Genomic DNA, 17,759 nt, shown 5'->3' with positions numbered 1-17,759 from the left:
CTGTCTCATTATCCCAATCTGATCCGCATTCACAAATACGCAGCCGTCAATCCACAACACGTTACCCATTGGAACTTCAAAAATCAACACGAAGCCAAAGTACGAGTTATGGCGGGCGGTAACGCCGATCTGTTCGCTATTTCCAGACGCCGAGTCAGGGACGTAAAGGCCCGGCCGGCTGAGTTGCAACTCCCGAACCGGGCAACTGCCGCATCCGACCAGTAGCACCCCAGATTTCTTGAGGTACGCCAAATCGGCACTGGATGCGATCTTTGCCTTTGACTACAACTATCAGAAAGTGGGCGTGATGCTAACCGATCTGGTGCCCGCTTAAGCTTACTCTCATTATCCTTCAAAGAATCTTAAATAACCCGTACGCTCTGCTTTGACGCGAGTCCTTTATATTTTCCCTTCGCTGAATTTTCAAATTCTTCAAATGCCGCCCAATGCACAGCTTTATCAAATAAGTTTCATATCAATCCTAGCTTCAATCACCCGCTGCACGCTCTCAGGCACGTTCGACAGCAAATCGTAGCCCGTTAGCTTCTCAACCTCATCAACGCTAACCCGATAGCTTGACCAAGGCTGCTCCCCTACTGCATCTGTATTAGGCATCCAGACCGCAATAACTCTCGTTTGCGCGCTTATCCGGTTCAAATCACCATAATCTCTATAAGTAAAACTATAACCACTTTCCACAGGACAGAAGGAACGGTTATTTGAGTCTTAGCTCTCTTACTTCAGACTCAAATTTAGTATCGAAGTGGAATGCTATTATCTCAAGGTATATCTGTTTATTTTTGTCCTGAGGTAAGTTAAATTTATAACTGAATGACGACTCACCTCTTTTACCCGTTTCTTTATGAAAATTGGGATGTTGGGGGGTTGACTGTACAATTTTGCTCAATACAGAAGAGAACTCATTTTGTCGTACAAACAGTATCACAGAAGCTTTCGAATCCCGCCAAGTCAAATACCCCAAAAGTTGATCAATCGCTTTTAAGTATTCAGCCTGACCTTTCCATATTTTACATTCGGCAATAAATAGGTTGCTGCCATCAACGCTATACCTTAAAAGTATATCGGTCTTGCCCATTCGATTAAAAGTCTCTCCTGTCGCCGTTATAGCCTCGTATCTGGTTTCCAGAAACAGAAGAAATAAATCCCTGAGTTGCTCTTCGCCTTTACTAAGATACAGGGACGGCTTCCTTTCCAGGCTTTTACCAACATTGTAGAGTACACTGAGAACGTCTTCGTATATATCCTGTCTTAATGTCGGCTCGTCAGCGTAACTCTCAGATTGATGAGTTTTTGGTTGAATGACTACTTTTCTTTGGATCACTGGTACCGCTATGACATCGGCTTGTTTGGTCTTAACAACGTTGATAGCAGTAAAGACCCGCTTCTCATTAAGGCTTACATTATATCGCTCAGTAAAGCGATCTTCTATCTGACCTTTCAAGCAAGCATTAAAGTCACGAACATGATGATTTATATAGACAACATTTGCGAACGCTAGTTGCTGATACCTTTCGAGTTCTTCAGTAAATGCTGTCTCGGAAAGATCTTCAATTTGTATTTCAAAAGCTACCTTATGAAAGCTCGGATCGATATGAATACTGGCGGTGGGGGAAACACATCGATATGAATACTGGCGGTGGGGGAAACACACGGATTGGGCTCTATCCGGAATAGATCAGTAGACCCCGAAAAACTGTACTGTATAAAGAAACAGTACATATTGACTGTCCTTTTTTGTCGATACTCAGTTATTGTTACAGGTCTTATTTGTGGCTCAGGTATAAATGGATTTAATACATCAAGCTCGATTGTGTCGAGCTTATAGTAGTTGTACGAATCTTCTATATACTTTTCCTTATCAATATTAAGAATATAATTTCGGTCTCTTTTATTTACGTCAGCATCTAGTGCCTTAAATAGATGGTCTTGGTAGTTGGACCATGTTTGCGACGAAAAGGCTTCAAATGGCGCTCCACGATAATGTTCATCCATGTAGAAATACCAGCTTACTATTCCAAACTATGTAAACGCATTGCACATTACATTGCACGCCAACGAAAAAAGCACTTACAAAATTAATGTAAGTGCTTGGTAATCTGTGAGCCAGTGGAGGGATTCGAACCCCCGACGCGCTTGCGCATCCTGATTACAAATCAGGCGGAATCGACCGCTATCCGACACTGGCAATCCGGTCAAATTCGGTGGCCAAATGGCCTATTCCCGAATTGTGATGCAAAAGTAGTTGTTTTGACTGTAAAGTGCAAGAATCTACTCTTGAATTTAGTGGTCCAATAAAAAAATTATTGGAACACGATCAATGCATCAAGCTTGTGCTACCCGTAGTTGATGGCGCAACTCGTCTAATTGCGTTTCAGCATCAGCGATTTTCTTGTCGATCTCGGCCCGGAGTTTATCCGCATTCTTCGACCGTGCAAAGAATTCGATGTTGTTCCGATAGGTAGCAATATCATTCTCAATGGCTGTAATACGCCGACGAATATCGTTCTCACGCTTGTTACCACCACTGTCACGATCGCTGCTGCCACCCCTATTGAACTCGCGGTCGCGACCACCAGCGCGCGTCACTTCGGCTTCATTTTGAAGCATAACGCGCTCTTTATCTTTTGCCGGAATCTTACCCGTAGAACCAACCAGTGCGTTTACCGCATTGATGTAGCGTTTTTGGGTAGACTGCATATCTTTCTTGGGAACAAACCCAATGGCATTCCACTCTTTCTTGAACTCGTTTAGCTCAGAGAGGTCAGCGTTTTCATTGGCAGCCGCTTCGATACGCTCGATGAGCGTGATTTTCTGCGCCAGATTCGCTTCAAATTCGCGTTCAGTTTCCTGGTTCTTGGAGCGTTTTTTGTTAAAGAACGCATCGCAGGCCGCTTTGAAACGATCAAAGATCGAGTTCTTCTGCTTTTCAGGAACCTGACCAATATTTTTCCACTGGCGCTGCAATTCGATAACCGTCTGCGTTATTTCAGGCGACTCTTCACCAGAAGCCAGAATCGTTTCTACCTGCTCACAGAGTTCAACTTTGGCCCGCAGATTTTCCTCCCGCTTGCTTTCCAGCTGTTTAAAGAACTCACCTTTGTTGTGGAAGAACGTTTTCAGCGCAGCCCAGAACTTCTTACTCAACTCTTTGCCATCCTCGCGGGGCATTGGTCCTTTTATTCCGTTCCAACGATCCTGAAGCGCCATGACAGCCTTCGTTTTGTCGTTCCAGTCATTAATACTATTCGATGCAAACGAGGTAAGCGGAACCAGCTCTTCGTAAATCGCCGATTTTTCTTCATATAACTGAGCTGACTCCTTCCGTTGCTCGTTGGTCTGATCCCGACGTTTGTCGTACAGCACATCAAGAGCGGCTTTCATGCGGCCCCACAGCACCTCTTGTTCGGCCTTAGGAGCCGGACCAATGTGCTTATATTCTTCAAATAATGCATTTGCTTCGTCGATGGTCTGCCGGGTTACGGGCGTTTCATCCGAAGCTTTCGCCATCGCTTCGACTTTCTCAATCACCTCCGTTTTCAGGGCGGTGTTCCGCTTCCGGTCAAGTTCTTTCAGTTCAAAGTAAATGTTCCGGTTGCTGTAGTAGCGATCGACCAGCGCGTGGTACGTAGCCCACAGCGTTGCGTTATGCGGGGAATTCATATTCCCGGCCGCTTTCCACTCATCCTGAATTTTCTTGAACTCGTTCCAGCTTACCTTCGGATCGCCAGCGTTGTTCTCATCCGTTTCGACTAGCTCGCGCAGACGGGTCAGTAGATCCGTTTTGGCAGCAAAGTTGGTATCCTTTGCCTTATCCAGATTCTGAAAATACGTATTTTTCTGGCTCTTGATCTGCTTGTACAGGTCATCGAATCGCAGAACGGTTTCGTCATACTTGTAGTCAAACCCTTCTTCAGCGCCCGTTTCAGTAACGTAAGCCTGCAAAGCAGCCTCGCGTTCGGCCCGTTTCATCTGGTCGAACAGGGGCTTCACTTCTTTCAGCGTCTGATCCGCCTTTTTGAAGTCGCCGGGCGTAACTGCCGCAGTGCTGGTAGCGGCCAGTTGTGATTCCAGCAGACTAACAAAGTCCTGCTTCGAGTACTGACTGTAATCAGTTGAAGGTTGGTTCGACGTGTCTGCTTCGTCGTCCGCATCGGGGACGTCGGCATACTGAGCCGTCACTTCATCGCTGACAACAGGCTCCGTAGCGGGCTCGTCACCCGATTCAGTCGTCGCGTCTTGCGTTGCATCGGCTGATGTCTCTACAGCCGCTGGTGCTGACTCAGTTACTGGTTCATCCGTCGTCCCGACAATAGCGTCCGGTGTAGCCTCATCAGCATCCTGCGACTCTGCAGCTGGCGCATCGACGGCCTCAGCAGAAGGAACCTCTGGCACAGTAGTAGCCTCGGAAGAGGGTGTAGTAGTTCCGTCTTCACCACTTGCGTCCGACATCTGGTCAGTCGCTGGAGTCACCGAAGCTGCCGCCGGTTCAGACGTAGTTTCCGTGCCCTCGACTGCCGCAGTAGGCTGCGTCGTGGTATCGTCGGGTGTATTAACTGCCAGCTCGCCGTTAACCTGATTAGTGGTGTCTGGTTGCTGGTTAATTTCCTGTTCTTGGTTTGCCATGTTGGGAACGTACCGATTACTTTTGCAAAAGTACGACAATATGCGGATTTTCCTGTATTCCAGCCATTGAAAAGCCGTTAAACAAACCCAGCGACATGCCGTCAACAATCAGTGACTTACGTAAAGAATATACGCTAAACGGTTTAGATACGGCCGATGTTTTAGTGGACCCCATCGCTCAATTTCGGGTTTGGTTCGATGCTGCGCTACAGGCTAACATTCCAGAGCCTAATGCAATGTACGTTAGCACCGTTACGGCCGATGGGCGCCCCGATGGGCGAATCGTTCTGCTCAAGGATGTATCGGAGGCCGGTTTTGTTTTCTACACGAATTACGAAAGCCGGAAAGGACAGGAACTGATCAGTCATCCTTTTGCGACACTTACGTTCTTTTACCAGGCGCTCGAACGCCAGATCCGCATCGAAGGCCGGGTAGAAAAAGTGAGCGCGCAGGAGTCGGATGCTTATTTCGGCAGCCGTCCGCGCGGAAGTCAGATCGGGGCGTGGGTATCGCATCAGAGTTCGGTAATCGAGAGTCGCGATGTGCTGGAAAACCGCCAGAACGAGATTGAAGCCCGGTTTGCCGGTCAACCAATCCCCCGCCCGCCCTACTGGGGTGGTTTTCGGATCGTGCCCGATGCGGTCGAGTTTTGGCAAGGCCGCCCCAGTCGGCTCCACGACCGGATTCGCTATCGTCAGGAAGCCGGCCATTGGCTCATCGAACGACTGGCTCCCTAGCTAGTAAGCCGTTGGACGCTGGCTATTGGCTGTTGAAGAAAATAGCCAGTAGTCAGCGTCCTTGATCCAGATACGGTAAGAAATGCCAGCCTGTTGCTTTGGAGACAGAACCCACCCCTTTCTACTCCTGATCTATGGTCGGCAACAAAGCCAAAGCCCAACAGGCTATTTCCAATCGGACACTGTTCAGCGTTATCTCGGCCTCATCGGTCGGGACGCTCATCGAATGGTACGACTTTTACATTTTCGGCAGTCTGGCCGCCATTTTATCGTCGCAGTTTTTTCCAAAAGATAATCCAACGGCCGCCCTGCTGTCTACGCTGGCCACCTTTGCCGCCGGTTTCGTTGTGCGCCCGTTCGGTGCGTTGGTCTTCGGACGGCTGGGCGATCTGGTTGGTCGAAAATATACGTTTCTGGTTACGCTGGTCCTGATGGGTGGCTCTACGTTTGCCATTGGCCTTGTCCCCGGCTACGCCACGATTGGCTTCTGGGCTCCCCTGCTGGTACTCCTGCTTCGATTAATTCAGGGCCTTGCCCTCGGCGGTGAATACGGTGGGGCGGCAACCTACGTAGCGGAGTACGCACCCGAAGGCCGACGGGGATATTACACGAGTTTTATCCAGACAACGGCCACGCTCGGTCTCTTCGTGTCGTTGGGCGTTATCCTGATCACGCGCGAATCGCTGGGCGTCGATGCGTTTGCCGATTGGGGCTGGCGGGTGCCGTTTATCCTGTCCATTCTATTGGTCGGCGTTTCGATCATCATCCGGATGCGCATGGCCGAATCGCCCCTATTCTCGAAGCTGAAGACGGAAGGCAAGATCTCGAAAAATCCACTGGCGGAAAGTTTTGGGAAGAAACAAAACCTTAAAGTGGTATTGCTGGCCTTGTTCGGTGCCACGGCGGGGCAGGGTGTGATCTGGTATACGGGCCAGTTCTACGCGCTTTCGTTCATTCAAAAAGCGTGCAACATTGAGTTTGTCCAGTCCAATAGTATTGTGGCGGTAGCCTTGCTGGCAGCAACCCCATTCTTCGTCATTTTTGGTGGACTATCGGATCGCATTGGTCGTAAACCAATCATGCTCGCGGGTATGCTGCTGGGTATCCTGACCTACCGCCCGATCTACGAAAAAATGTACAACCTGGCCGACTTAACGACGAAGCAGGAGTTTTCAGATGCCCGTACGATCAACCGCAAACTAACTAAACAACCCAACGGCGATTTATTGATGACGGTAACGACGGCTCATTTTTACGCTGATGGCTTGGTAGCGAAAGACATCGAACGCACCGTAACGCCGAACGCGACGCCCAATTCACCGGCCAAGCCGGAGCGCACAAAAGCCATAACGTTGCCCTCCGCCAGTTTCTGGCTGATGACGGTACTTATATTCTTGCAAGTGTTATACGTAACGATGGTTTACGGCCCGATTGCTGCGTTTCTGGTCGAGTTGTTCCCCACCCGCATTCGGTATACATCAATGTCGTTGCCGTATCACATTGGCAATGGCATCTTTGGTGGATTGACACCCTTCATTGCAACGGCCCTGGTAGCAACGGCAACGAAAGCCAACGAACTGACACCGGGATCGGTCGATAAACCGTACCTTGAAGGGCTCTGGTATCCTATTCTGGTGGCCGGGGTCTGCTTCGTGATTGGTGTGCTTTACCTGAATAATAAAAGCGAAAGCGCAAACGAGTGAACGAGCAACTCCCAATACAGCTAAAATTAGTTGCGCTAGCTTTTCGCTCTTGTTCTCATTCACTCTTTCGCCCTTAAACCTTATGAATGCACTAAAAAAATACCTCGGTGTCGTCTGGATACTCCTCGGCATCTATGTCGGCTACGACCAGATTACGGACAGTCTGGCCAAAATTACCAGCGATAAACTCGAAGACCGCGTTTTTGGCTGGGTCATTCTCTGCGTATTGATTCCCATCGTTGTGGGTGGGCTGCTTCTTTTCGGCAAGTACGCGTTGGATGGTGAGTACGATTCCAACGAGCGAAAGAATGAATGATTGGACTGGTGTTCCAGCAAAAGAGTGAATAGATTTGCCATCCAGTATTTCTTTTTGCTCAATTTTTTACTCATTCGCTCATCGAACCGGTCTTCCGGTCACCTTTGATTATGCGTATCCGAACCTTTGACGAATACCAGCTTGCTTACCAGAAAAGCGTTGACGATCCAGAAGAGTTCTGGGCCGAAATAGCGCAGGAGTTTCAATGGCGCAAACCCTGGACCAAAACCCTACAGTGGAATTTTACCGAACCGAACATCAAATGGTTCGTTGGCGGGAAACTCAACATTACCGAAAACTGTCTCGACCGGCATCTGGCCACGAAAGGCGACCAGCCCGCTATTATCTGGGAACCCAATGATCCGAACGAAGCGGGGGCTACGCTAACGTACCGAATGCTTCATGATCAGGTTTGCCGCTTCGCCAATGTGCTGAAACGCAATGGCGTCGTGAAGGGCGACCGGGTTTGTATTTACATGCCGATGGTACCTGAACTGGCGATTGCGGTATTGGCCTGTGCGCGTATCGGAGCCGTTCATTCGGTGGTATTCGGTGGATTTTCGGCGCAGAGCATTGCCGACCGCATCAACGATGCCCAGTGCAAAGTGGTCATTACGGCCGATGGGGCCTACCGTGGCAATAAAGAAATTCCGCTGAAAAGTACAGTCGATGATGCCCTGATCGGCTGCCCCGGCGTTCAGCGGGTGATCGTTCTGACGCGTACGCGGACACCGGTTTCGATGCTGAAAGGCCGCGATGTGTGGTGGGAACAGGAACTGAAGCAGGTTACGGCCGAATGCCCGGCGGAGGAAATGGACGCCGAAGATATGCTGTTCATTCTGTATACGTCGGGATCGACGGGTAAACCCAAAGGCGTTGTGCATACGTGTGGGGGCTACATGGTCTACGCAGCCTACACCTTCCAGAACGTATTTCAATACGAACCGGATCAGGTGCATTTCTGCACCGCCGACATCGGCTGGATCACCGGCCATAGTTACATTGTCTACGGACCGCTGGCTTGTGGTGCCACCTCCCTGCTTTTCGAAGGAACACCGACCTATCCTGACAATGGCCGCTTCTGGGATATCACTGATAAGCACAAAGTCAATATTTTGTACACGGCTCCGACGGCCATACGCTCACTCATGGGTTTTGGACTGGACAAGGTCACAAACCATGATCTGAGCAGTTTGCAGGTGCTGGGCTCGGTTGGTGAACCGATCAACGAAGAAGCGTGGCACTGGTACGATGACAATATCGGTAAAAACCGCTGCCCGATTGTCGATACGTGGTGGCAAACCGAAACGGGGGGCATTCTGATTTCGCCATTGGCAGGCATTACCAAAACCAAGCCGACATTTGCGACCCTGCCCCTACCCGGCGTTCAACCGATTCTGGTGGATGAAACCGGGAAAGAAATCGAAGGCAATGGCGTGAGCGGCAACCTCTGCATTAAATTTCCGTGGCCGGGCATTCTACGCACTACCTACGGCGACCACGAGCGCTGCCGGCAGACTTATTTTGCTACCTATCCGGGACTCTACTTCACCGGTGATGGCTGTCTGCGCGACGAAGAGGGGTATTACCGCATCACGGGTCGCGTCGACGATGTGCTGAACGTATCCGGACACCGCATCGGTACCGCCGAGGTCGAAAACGCGATCAACATGCACACGGGCGTGGTCGAGAGTGCCGTAGTTGGGTATCCGCACGACATCAAAGGGCAAGGCATCTACGCGTATGTGATCACGGATCAGCAACCGACCGACCACGATGCCGACCTGACCAAGCGCGACATTCTGGCAACGGTGAGTCGGGTAATCGGTCCGATCGCCAAGCCTGACAAAATTCAGTTTGTGACGGGCTTACCCAAAACCCGTTCCGGCAAAATCATGCGCCGGATTCTCCGCAAAATTGCCGAAGGCGATACCGGTAACCTTGGTGACACGTCCACCCTGCTCGACCCGGCGGTGGTAGACGAAATCAAAGCCGGAGCCCTGTAATTTCCGGTTTGAAAGCGTGGTTCGGGAAGGGGCCAGGATTGATACGCCGTATCTTGGAGATACGGCGTATCAATCCTGGCCCCTTCCCGAACCACGTTCTGTTTTACAGGCTGTTCACTCCTCATTCTGGACACAACAATACGGGATTTGGCTACAGTTTGACTTGTTAGTTGCCTGACCTTTGCATCGTCAAATCACAACACAACGTAAAGCGTAACCAATGAACACTCTTCAAAAAACCAATTTAGGCAGTCAGGGGCTTGTCGTTCCGGCAATCGGGCTTGGCTGCATGGGCATGACCCAAATTGCCGGTTCGGATATTTACGGAAAAGCCGATGAAACGGAATCTATAGCGACCATTCACCGTTCGCTCGAATTGGGGGGCAACTTTTTAGATACCGCCGATCTGTATGGTCCGCTGGCTAACGAGCGACTGGTTGCCAAAGCGATCAAAGGAAACCGGGACAAGTACATCATTGCAACCAAGTTCGGCTACGAGATCGACGATAACGAGCAACTAACCTGGCAAATGAACGGTAGACCGGACTACGTCAGGAAGGCGGTCGAACGGTCGCTGAAAAACCTGGGTACAGATTACATCGATCTCTATTACCTGCACCGGTTAGATCCCAATACGCCCATTGAAGACACGGTCGGAGCGATGGCCGATCTGGTGAAAGAAGGTAAAGTCGGCTATATTGGTTTATCTGAAGTGTCGTCGGCAACGATAACAAAGGCGCATCAGGTCCATCCCTTAACAGCCGTGCAGACTGAGTATTCGCTGTTTGAGCGGAGCGTGGAAGAGGCCGGCATTTTGGCTACGCTTCAGGCGTTGGGCATCGGTTTTGTCGCCTATTCACCACTGGGCCGGGGCTTTATGTCCGGTGACGTTAAAAGTCCGGATGATTTTCCGGCCGACGATTTCCGGCGGAGTATTCCTCGGTTTCAGGGCGAGCAGTTCTACAAAAACCTGGAACTGGTTCAGGCGATCAAAGAAATGGCCGAAGCAAAAGGTATCACGGCGTCACAGCTGTCGCTCGCGTGGGTTCTTTCGAAAGGGTATCTGCCCATTCCGGGGACTAAGCGGGTTAAATACGTAGAAGAAAACATCGACGCTACCCGCATTACACTGAGCGCTGACGAAATGAACCAACTCGAAACGATCGTTCCGCTGGGAACCCCGACCGGCGACCGCTACGATGCCATGACAATGGCAACGATAGATAACTAAACAAGCAGAACCAGCCCGTAAAAACTGCCCTCAAACGACAGTTTTTACGGGCAACCAGACCATTTGTACCGATGAAAAAAGAATCGACTCCGCCCTACGTTATTACGTCAATTTCTGAATTGCATCGTTTACTGGAGCTGCCCAAGCCAGCGCACCCGTTGGTGAGCGTCATTAATTTGAACGACATACAATGCCATCTCACCGAAACGATGCGCAGCGTCATCTATAATTTCTACTCGATCTGCACCAAGAAAGACTTTAAAGGCAAGATGAAATACGGGCAGAGCTATTATGATTTTGACGATGGCATTATGACTTTTTTCTCGCCCGGTCAGGTCATTTCCACGACCGAAACCGACGAGATATCGCTTTGCGGCATTTGGCTGGTGGTTCACCCTGATTTTGTTCGGAATTATCCTCTGGCGAAGCGGCTTAAAGAGTACGGCTTTTTTTCTTACGCGGTGCACGAAGCGCTGCACCTGTCGGAAAAAGAAGAGACGATGGTAACCTCAATCATGCGCAACATTGAGCAGGAATATTATTCGGCGATCGATGGCTACAGTCAGGATGTGATCATAGCGCACATCGACTTGCTGCTCAGCTATTCCAATCGATTTTATAACCGGCAGTTTATCACCCGTAAAAATGCCAGCAACGATTTACTGATCCGCCTGGAAGCGTTGTTATCAGCTTATTTTGATGGAAACCTCGTCCAGGAACAGGGACTGCCGACGGTGCATTCGATTGCCGAGCAATTGAACGTATCGCCCAATTATTTAAGCGATACGTTGCGGTCGCTAACTGGCCAAAACGCCCAGCAACATATCCACGGTAAGTTGATCGAAAAAGCAAAAGAGATTCTGACGACAACGTCGCTCTCGGTCGGTGAAATCGCGTACCGATTGGGATTTGAGTATCCACAGTCGTTCAACAAATTATTCAAGAGCAAAACCAGCGTATCACCTCTCGAATTCAGGCAATCGTTCAATTAGCGGCTGACCAGCAAATTAATAGCGAACGGGCAGCGACAAATCAGCGCGAAAACAGTTGGATAAAAAGGAGGATAAACCCGGTACAGAATAGGTATTATTTAGCTTGTTTTTCGCTAGCTTACCATAGACTTTTGATAAGCCGATAACCGTTATTCAGGTACCCAACGCTCACCTAATCCAAACTGTGTTTCGCATGAAAAATCATCCTCGTTGCAAGTGCCATATTATACCGCCGTTCGTGGTGGACGAGCTAAAAAAAGCGGGCATCGACGTAGCGACGCAAAACAAAACGATCAGCCGTGAATTTCGCGCGCGCCGTGCCGCACAACTGGCCCTACGAAGTAGTGAAGCTTCGCTGGTGGAACCCCCCACCAAAACGGCGGATCGGTTTGTATATGACTCAAAAACAACGCAGAATCAGCGGCTTCTGCTCGTTCGTAAAGAAGGGGGTGCCGCTTCAACCGATGCCGTTGTAAATACGGTCTACGAAAACGCGGGAACGATACGAAGTTATTATAAGGATACGTTCAACTACCTGTCGGTCGATAACCACGGCGCGGATATGATCCTGAACGTGCACTACGGAAAAGCTTACGCCAACGCGTTCTGGGATGGTGACGAGATGACGTTTGGCGACGGCGACGGTCAGGTTTTCATCAATCTGGCCAATGCGCTCGACGTGACGGCCCACGAGCTTACACACGGTGTCGTGCAGTACACAGCTGGTCTGAATTATCAGGGGCAATCGGGGGCGCTCAATGAACATTATGCCGATGTGTTCGGGTCGGTGATCAAACAGGTTGCCAAAAAGCAGACCGCTGCCACCGCCGATTGGCTCATCGGTGACGAAATCATGGGGCCCTCGCTTCGGGGACAGGCCCTGCGGTCGATGAAAGCACCGGGAACGGCATACGACAACCCACTGATGGGCAAAGATCCGCAGCCCGACAGTATGGCTACGATTTACAAAGGATCGTCCGACAACGGCGGGGTACACATCAACAGCGGCATTCCGAACAAAGTATTTTACTTGGTCTCAATCGGCATCGAAACCGATAAAGCGGCCCTACTCTGGTTCGAAACGTTGAAAACGCTTAAGCCAACGACAAACTTTAAAAGTTTTAAAACAGCCCTGCTCAAACAGGCGAAGAAACTGGCTACGGCGGGTCGCGTACCCGCTGATACGGAAACCATTGCCAAACAGTCGTTTGTTGCCGTGGGCTTGTAACCTCACTAATGGTTTTAGCAGTCTGATCGATGAAACTGACCTATTCACGCGAAGGTGGCTTGTTTCCGCAACTAGCACAGACCGAAATGCACGACACCGACCTGCCCGCCAATTTGCAAAAACTGGCGGGCGCGGTCCTGGCGAATCCTGAAACCTATAAAGCCGGTTCGGCCAATAAAAAACTGCGGGACGGATATCAGTATACACTCAATCTTCAGGAAGGCCGCCGGACAATAAGCCTGACTTTCGATGATGGGAGCCTTCCCGAGGACGTTCAGCCGTTAATTCAGTTTTTGCAACAACGCACCGGAAAGCCATAAACCAAACAGGTTTATGCCGATTGGAGCGTTGCGCCGGGCGGGAATGTCCGGCGCTTTTTCGTATCTGGTTTAAGCCGTGCTTCACTGACCTTGCCGACCGTTTGCGTTGTTGGCGGGCGCAAAAAATTCTTCATAGCAAATCAGCGGTCAGTTCGTCACTATGCATTTGGTAGTAATTGACCCAAAACGCGCCGTTCTGTGTTGTAAAAAAAACAGTTCGGCAACAACTCCGCCCGATTCATCATCAGGTATTAACTGCACCTTCCAACTCATTTATGCAACTACTTTACAGTTATTTACGGCGTTACTGGGGCCTGCTGGCACTGGCGCTGCTACTGGCGACGATCAACCAGGTTTTCTCGCTCCTTGATCCCTACATTTTCCGGAAAATCATTGACCAATATGTCGTTAAACCCGGCGTGGATTCGTCCAGCGTAGATTCGCCCGGTGGTACACTGCTCTCGATCAACTTCTGGGGCTTCCTGCAAAATGGGGCCGGCCTTCTGATTCTGCAAGCCCTCGGCGTAGCGATGGTGAGCCGTATTGCTAAAAACTTTCAGGATTATTACGTCAACGTGATTACCCAACGGCTGGGCGCGCAACTTTACACCGATGGCCTTCGCCATTCGCTCGAATTGCCGTATCAGGTGTTCGAAGATCAGCGATCGGGCGAAACACTGGGTAAGTTGCAGAAAGTACGCTCGGATGTCGAGAAGCTGATTCAGTCGTTTGTAAACGTGCTTTTTACGTCGGTTGTGGGGATCGTTTTCGTCATGTGGTATGCCGCTACCGTGTACTGGCCCATTGCACCGGCTTATTTTCTGACCATTCCACTGCTGGGTTTTGTCAGCTCACTATTGAGCAAAAAGATCAAGACCGTACAGAAAACCATCGTGGCCGAAACCACCGCGCTGGCCGGTTCGACCACCGAAAGTCTGCGTAATATCGAGCTGGTAAAAAGCCTTGGACTGGCTCAGCAGGAAACCGAACGGCTGAACGCGACGACCGGCAAAATCCTGAAGCTCGAACTCAAAAAAGTACGTTACATCCGGTCGCTTTCGTTCGTACAGGGTACGTTCGTCAACCTGCTCCGCAACGCCATTATGTTGCTCATGCTCTTTTTGGTCGTTCGGGGCGAAATTACGGTGGGCGAATTTTTCTCGCTGTTCATCTACTCCTTCGCCATTTTCGGGCCGTTGCAGGAACTGGGCAACATCATCAATATTTACCGCGAAACGGAAGCGTCACTGGCTAATTTTCAGCAGATTCTGGATACACCCCGTGACAAAAAACCAACTCATCCGCAGTCCGTCAAGGCACTCAAAACGTTGGCCTTCGAGGATGTTCACTTCAAGCACCTCACCGCCGAAAAACCCGCGCTCGATGGCATTTCGTTCAACGCGCAGGTTGGCGAAACCGTCGCGTTCGTTGGGCCCAGCGGCTCCGGAAAAACTACGCTCGTGAAGCTACTGGTAGGACTTTACAAACCACTAAGCGGTGAGATTTTATACAACGACATTCCTGGTTCCGATGTTAATCTGGACGAATTGCGGGAACAGATTGGCTTCGTCACGCAGGATACGCAGCTTTTTGCCGGAACCATCCGCGAAAACCTCCGCTTCGTTGCGCCCAACGCTACCGATGAAGAATGCCTGACCGCTTTGCATCAGGCAGCGGCTGATACCTTATTGGCCCGCGCGCCACAAGGACTCGACACGGTTATCGGCGAAGGTGGGGTGAAGGTCTCCGGGGGCGAAAAACAACGACTGTCCATTGCCCGCGCTCTGCTCCGCAAACCCGCGCTGCTGGTATTCGATGAGGCTACGTCGGCGCTGGACTCACTTACCGAAGAAGAAATTGGCCGTACGGTTCGTGATTTATCCGGGTCACGGCAACACATCACGATCCTGATCGCCCACCGACTAAGTACCATCCTCCACGCCGATCGCATCTTCGTGCTGGAGCAGGGTCACGTTGTTGAGCAGGGTCGCCATAGTGAGTTGTTAGCACAAAAAGGGCTGTACTACGCCATGTGGCGGCAACAGATTGGGGAGCGTAAGGAGTTGGTGACGATTTAGAAGCAACCTCAGAAAACGTGGGGTAGTCAGTAAAAACACGCTGATTACGGCTTCCCGTATAAAACAACCCATCCGCTTTATGTTACGCTACACCATCGGCGCTGCATTCCTTAGTGTGTTCTTACTGAGCAGTTTTCTCATTGATCGACATCCATCGACACCAGTGGGTAGCGCCAGAACGGCCCGTGAGAACTACCAAACCTATTGTTCGTCCTGTCACGGCGAGAAAGTAGAAGCGTTCGTGGACCGCAAATGGAAGCACGGCAACGCCAAGAGCGATCTGGTCAAAAGTATTTCGGAAGGTTACCCCGATTTGGGCATGCCAACCTGGAAAGCGTCGCTCAGTTCGGCAGAAATTGATGAGTTGTCGGACCTGATTCTGGAAAGTCTGAAAAACGTCGATCAGTATAAATTTGCCAGTAAACCAACGTCTAACGTCTTTGCTTCAGAAGGCCAGACGGTCAAACTGGATACGGTGGCCACGGAGTTGGGGTCACCCTGGGGACTGGCTTTTCTGCCCGAAGGGGATATGCTGGTCAGCACCCGTTCCGGCGACATTTACCGGGTTGGCAAAAACCAGCAGAAGACCAAAATTTCAGGCGGTCCGACTGTGGTAGCTGAAGGACAAGGCGGTTTGCTGGACGTGGTGTTGCACCCCGATTTCGCCAAAAACCAGTTTGTTTATTTTTCGTACTCAGCCGGAAAGACGGAAGGCGATCAGAAATTATCGACTACCGCCGTGATGCGGGCGAAGCTGTCAGGTGCTACACTAACGGACCAGAAGGTCATTTTCGAAGCACTTCCCTATTCAAAAACGCGCCATCATTACGGGTCGCGCATGGTGTTCGACAACAAAGGCTATCTGTTCGTGTCGGTGGGCGAACGGGGGAATGAAAAGGAAAATCCGCAATCGATAGCGAACGACTTAGGCAAAGTACACCGGCTGCATGACGATGGCCGTATCCCGGAAGACAACCCATTTGTGCAGGACAAAAACGCTCGCGGCTCCATTTATTCCTATGGGCACCGCAACCCACAGGGGATGCTCAAACACCCGGTTACCGGCACAATCTGGGTCGACGAGCACGGGCCACGCGGGGGTGATGAACTGAACATCATCAAAAAAGGGGCGAACTACGGCTGGCCGGTGATCTGCTACGGCATTAATTACGACGGAAAACCCATCACCAATCTGACGGCGAAAGAAGGGATGGAGCAACCCGTTACGTATTGGCTTCCTTCCATTGCTCCGTCGGGACTCGCTTTCGTGGATAGCCCCAAATACCCCGGCTGGAAAGGAAATCTGCTCGTCGGTTCATTACGCTTCCAGTACTTGAATCGGTGCGTGATGGACGGCAACCAGGTGGTCAAGCAGGAAAATCTCTTAAAGAATATTGGTCGCCTTCGGAACATCAAGCAAGGACCCGACGGCTACCTGTACGTATCGGTGGAAGACCCTGGCTACATTTTCCGGTTGATGCCGGTGGCGCAATAGAAATATGAAAATACTATAACGACCGCCGGGCAGTACTGTCCGGCGGTCTTTTAATGATGAGCGAGCAAGTAAGTCAGCCAACGTTTTACCAGCAGCAAGTGGAAAAATTTACCGCTAAACTGTACCCCGACCCATTTTTATGCAGGCAGATTATCCAGGCAAAGCGATTCATTGACACCAACTATGGAAGTCCCCTACGTCTGACTGATATTGCCGGAGAAGCGTTCTTTTCGCCGTTTCACTTTATTCGCCTTTTCAGGAAATTCTACGGCAGAACGCCCCATCAATACCTGATTGAGGTCAGAATTAAACAGGCTAAACGGTTACTGCTCACCGACAAAAAGGTCCAGGAGGTCTGTTTCTTGGTTGGCTTTGATAGTCCAAGTTCGTTTACCGGACTGTTCAGAAAGATGACGGGATTGACCCCTTCCGAGTTTTCAGCAAACCAGAAGTAGTTGAACGCGAATGACCGTTCTTTCGGCTAGAAAATTTTCCCGATGGCGTGCAAGTCAGCAATTTTAAAGAAGCCTCTTCAGTAGCCCTTTCTGACCTTTGCCTGGTCAGTCAATCTGCCTTATTGACTATTGCGCAACGTCATCATCACTCAATATAGCCGACTACCATGAAAATTAACGTAATGAGCCTACTGGTTGACGATCAGGCGAAAGCCTTGAGATTCTACACAGAACAACTGGGATTTATCAAGAAAACCGATCTACCACTGGGCGATCATAAATGGTTAACGGTGGTGTCGAACGAAGAGCGCGACGGGGTTGAACTGCTTCTGGAACCAATAGCCTTTCCACCCGCACAAATCTACCAGAAAGCCTTATTCGACGCAGGTATTCCTGCGGCATCATTTACTGTAGACGACATCCACAACGAATACGACCGACTGGCAAAAGCCGGTGTTCAATTCAGCATGAAGCCTACCGTCATGGGGCCGGTAACACTGGCGGTCTTTAGGGATACCTGCGGCAACAACATTCAGATCGTTCAGGTGTAGATA

Annotated in this window: 17 protein-coding genes and 1 tRNA gene; 13 read left to right on the top strand and 5 right to left on the bottom strand. The window is 50.4% G+C overall.

Annotation, left to right across the window (positions count from 1 at the left end; genetic code table 11):
• Positions 1–178 precede the first annotated feature (178 nt).
• Positions 179–334, top strand: a complete 156-nt coding sequence (locus GK091_RS29805) for a DinB/UmuC family translesion DNA polymerase (RefSeq protein ID WP_164040655.1) — start codon at positions 179–181, stop codon at positions 332–334.
• A gap of 125 nt (positions 335–459) precedes the next feature.
• Here GK091_RS29805 and GK091_RS29535 read toward each other — a convergent pair whose 3' ends face one another.
• From GK091_RS29535 to GK091_RS08550, 4 genes are all read right to left on the bottom strand, one after another.
• Complete coding sequence (locus tag GK091_RS29535) at positions 460–699, bottom strand: DNA/RNA non-specific endonuclease (protein ID WP_317166285.1); 240 nt, start codon at positions 697–699, stop codon at positions 460–462.
• Positions 700–715: 16 nt separating this feature from the next.
• Positions 716–1,672, bottom strand: a complete 957-nt coding sequence (locus tag GK091_RS08560; protein WP_164036323.1) for a hypothetical protein — start codon at positions 1,670–1,672, stop codon at positions 716–718.
• A gap of 450 nt (positions 1,673–2,122) precedes the next feature.
• Positions 2,123–2,206: transfer RNA gene (locus GK091_RS08555), tRNA-Thr, on the bottom strand.
• A 137-nt stretch (positions 2,207–2,343) separates the two neighbouring features.
• Positions 2,344–4,644: a DUF349 domain-containing protein gene (locus GK091_RS08550; RefSeq protein ID WP_164036321.1), complete on the bottom strand. Its 2,301-nt coding sequence runs from the start codon at positions 4,642–4,644 to the stop codon at positions 2,344–2,346.
• Positions 4,645–4,739: 95 nt separating this feature from the next.
• Between GK091_RS08550 and pdxH the strand changes: the two genes are divergently transcribed.
• The 8 genes from pdxH to GK091_RS08510 all read left to right on the top strand — a co-directional run bounded on the left by pdxH (position 4,740) and on the right by GK091_RS08510 (position 13,177).
• On the top strand, positions 4,740–5,381 hold the full coding sequence (pdxH, locus tag GK091_RS08545; RefSeq protein ID WP_164036319.1) for a pyridoxamine 5'-phosphate oxidase: 642 nt from the start codon (positions 4,740–4,742) through the stop codon (positions 5,379–5,381).
• 134 nt (positions 5,382–5,515) lie between these two features.
• Entirely contained in the window at positions 5,516–7,084 is a 1,569-nt protein-coding gene (locus GK091_RS08540) for an MFS transporter (protein WP_164036318.1), read from the top strand.
• Positions 7,085–7,166: 82 nt separating this feature from the next.
• The gene (locus GK091_RS08535) at positions 7,167–7,400 is read left to right on the top strand and encodes a DUF6814 family protein (RefSeq protein ID WP_164036315.1); all 234 of its coding nucleotides are present in this window, start codon (positions 7,167–7,169) and stop codon (positions 7,398–7,400) included.
• Positions 7,401–7,510: 110 nt separating this feature from the next.
• Complete coding sequence (gene acs / locus GK091_RS08530; RefSeq protein WP_164036313.1) at positions 7,511–9,406, top strand: acetate--CoA ligase; 1,896 nt, start codon at positions 7,511–7,513, stop codon at positions 9,404–9,406.
• Positions 9,407–9,626: 220 nt separating this feature from the next.
• Entirely contained in the window at positions 9,627–10,637 is a 1,011-nt protein-coding gene (locus GK091_RS08525) for an aldo/keto reductase (RefSeq protein ID WP_164036311.1), read from the top strand.
• Between the two features lie 71 nt (positions 10,638–10,708).
• Positions 10,709–11,629: a helix-turn-helix domain-containing protein gene (locus tag GK091_RS08520; protein WP_164036309.1), complete on the top strand. Its 921-nt coding sequence runs from the start codon at positions 10,709–10,711 to the stop codon at positions 11,627–11,629.
• A 193-nt stretch (positions 11,630–11,822) separates the two neighbouring features.
• The gene (locus tag GK091_RS08515; RefSeq protein ID WP_164036307.1) at positions 11,823–12,857 is read left to right on the top strand and encodes a M4 family metallopeptidase; all 1,035 of its coding nucleotides are present in this window, start codon (positions 11,823–11,825) and stop codon (positions 12,855–12,857) included.
• A 29-nt stretch (positions 12,858–12,886) separates the two neighbouring features.
• Positions 12,887–13,177, top strand: coding sequence for a protealysin inhibitor emfourin (locus GK091_RS08510; RefSeq protein WP_164036304.1), 291 nt, complete (start codon positions 12,887–12,889; stop codon positions 13,175–13,177).
• Positions 13,178–13,188: 11 nt separating this feature from the next.
• Here the strand turns inward: GK091_RS08510 and GK091_RS29800 are convergent, their stop codons facing one another.
• Complete coding sequence (locus GK091_RS29800; RefSeq protein ID WP_262889176.1) at positions 13,189–13,311, bottom strand: hypothetical protein; 123 nt, start codon at positions 13,309–13,311, stop codon at positions 13,189–13,191.
• 141 nt (positions 13,312–13,452) lie between these two features.
• Here GK091_RS29800 and GK091_RS08505 point away from each other — a divergent pair, with 141 nt between their 5' ends.
• From GK091_RS08505 to GK091_RS08490, 4 genes are all read left to right on the top strand, one after another.
• Positions 13,453–15,255 carry an ABC transporter ATP-binding protein gene (locus GK091_RS08505; protein ID WP_164036302.1) on the top strand — a complete coding sequence of 601 codons (1,803 nt, stop codon included), beginning with the start codon at positions 13,453–13,455 and terminating at the stop codon, positions 15,253–15,255.
• A 79-nt stretch (positions 15,256–15,334) separates the two neighbouring features.
• Positions 15,335–16,750: a PQQ-dependent sugar dehydrogenase gene (locus GK091_RS08500; RefSeq protein ID WP_164036300.1), complete on the top strand. Its 1,416-nt coding sequence runs from the start codon at positions 15,335–15,337 to the stop codon at positions 16,748–16,750.
• Between the two features lie 98 nt (positions 16,751–16,848).
• Positions 16,849–17,205: a helix-turn-helix transcriptional regulator gene (locus tag GK091_RS08495; protein ID WP_164036298.1), complete on the top strand. Its 357-nt coding sequence runs from the start codon at positions 16,849–16,851 to the stop codon at positions 17,203–17,205.
• Positions 17,206–17,372: 167 nt separating this feature from the next.
• Positions 17,373–17,756 carry a VOC family protein gene (locus tag GK091_RS08490; protein WP_164036297.1) on the top strand — a complete coding sequence of 128 codons (384 nt, stop codon included), beginning with the start codon at positions 17,373–17,375 and terminating at the stop codon, positions 17,754–17,756.
• Positions 17,757–17,759: the final 3 nt, after the last annotated feature.

This window comes from Spirosoma agri (assembly GCF_010747415.1).
Classification (GTDB): Bacteria; Bacteroidota; Bacteroidia; order Cytophagales; family Spirosomataceae; genus Spirosoma; species Spirosoma agri.
This window is presented reverse-complemented; position numbering and strand designations above follow the sequence as displayed.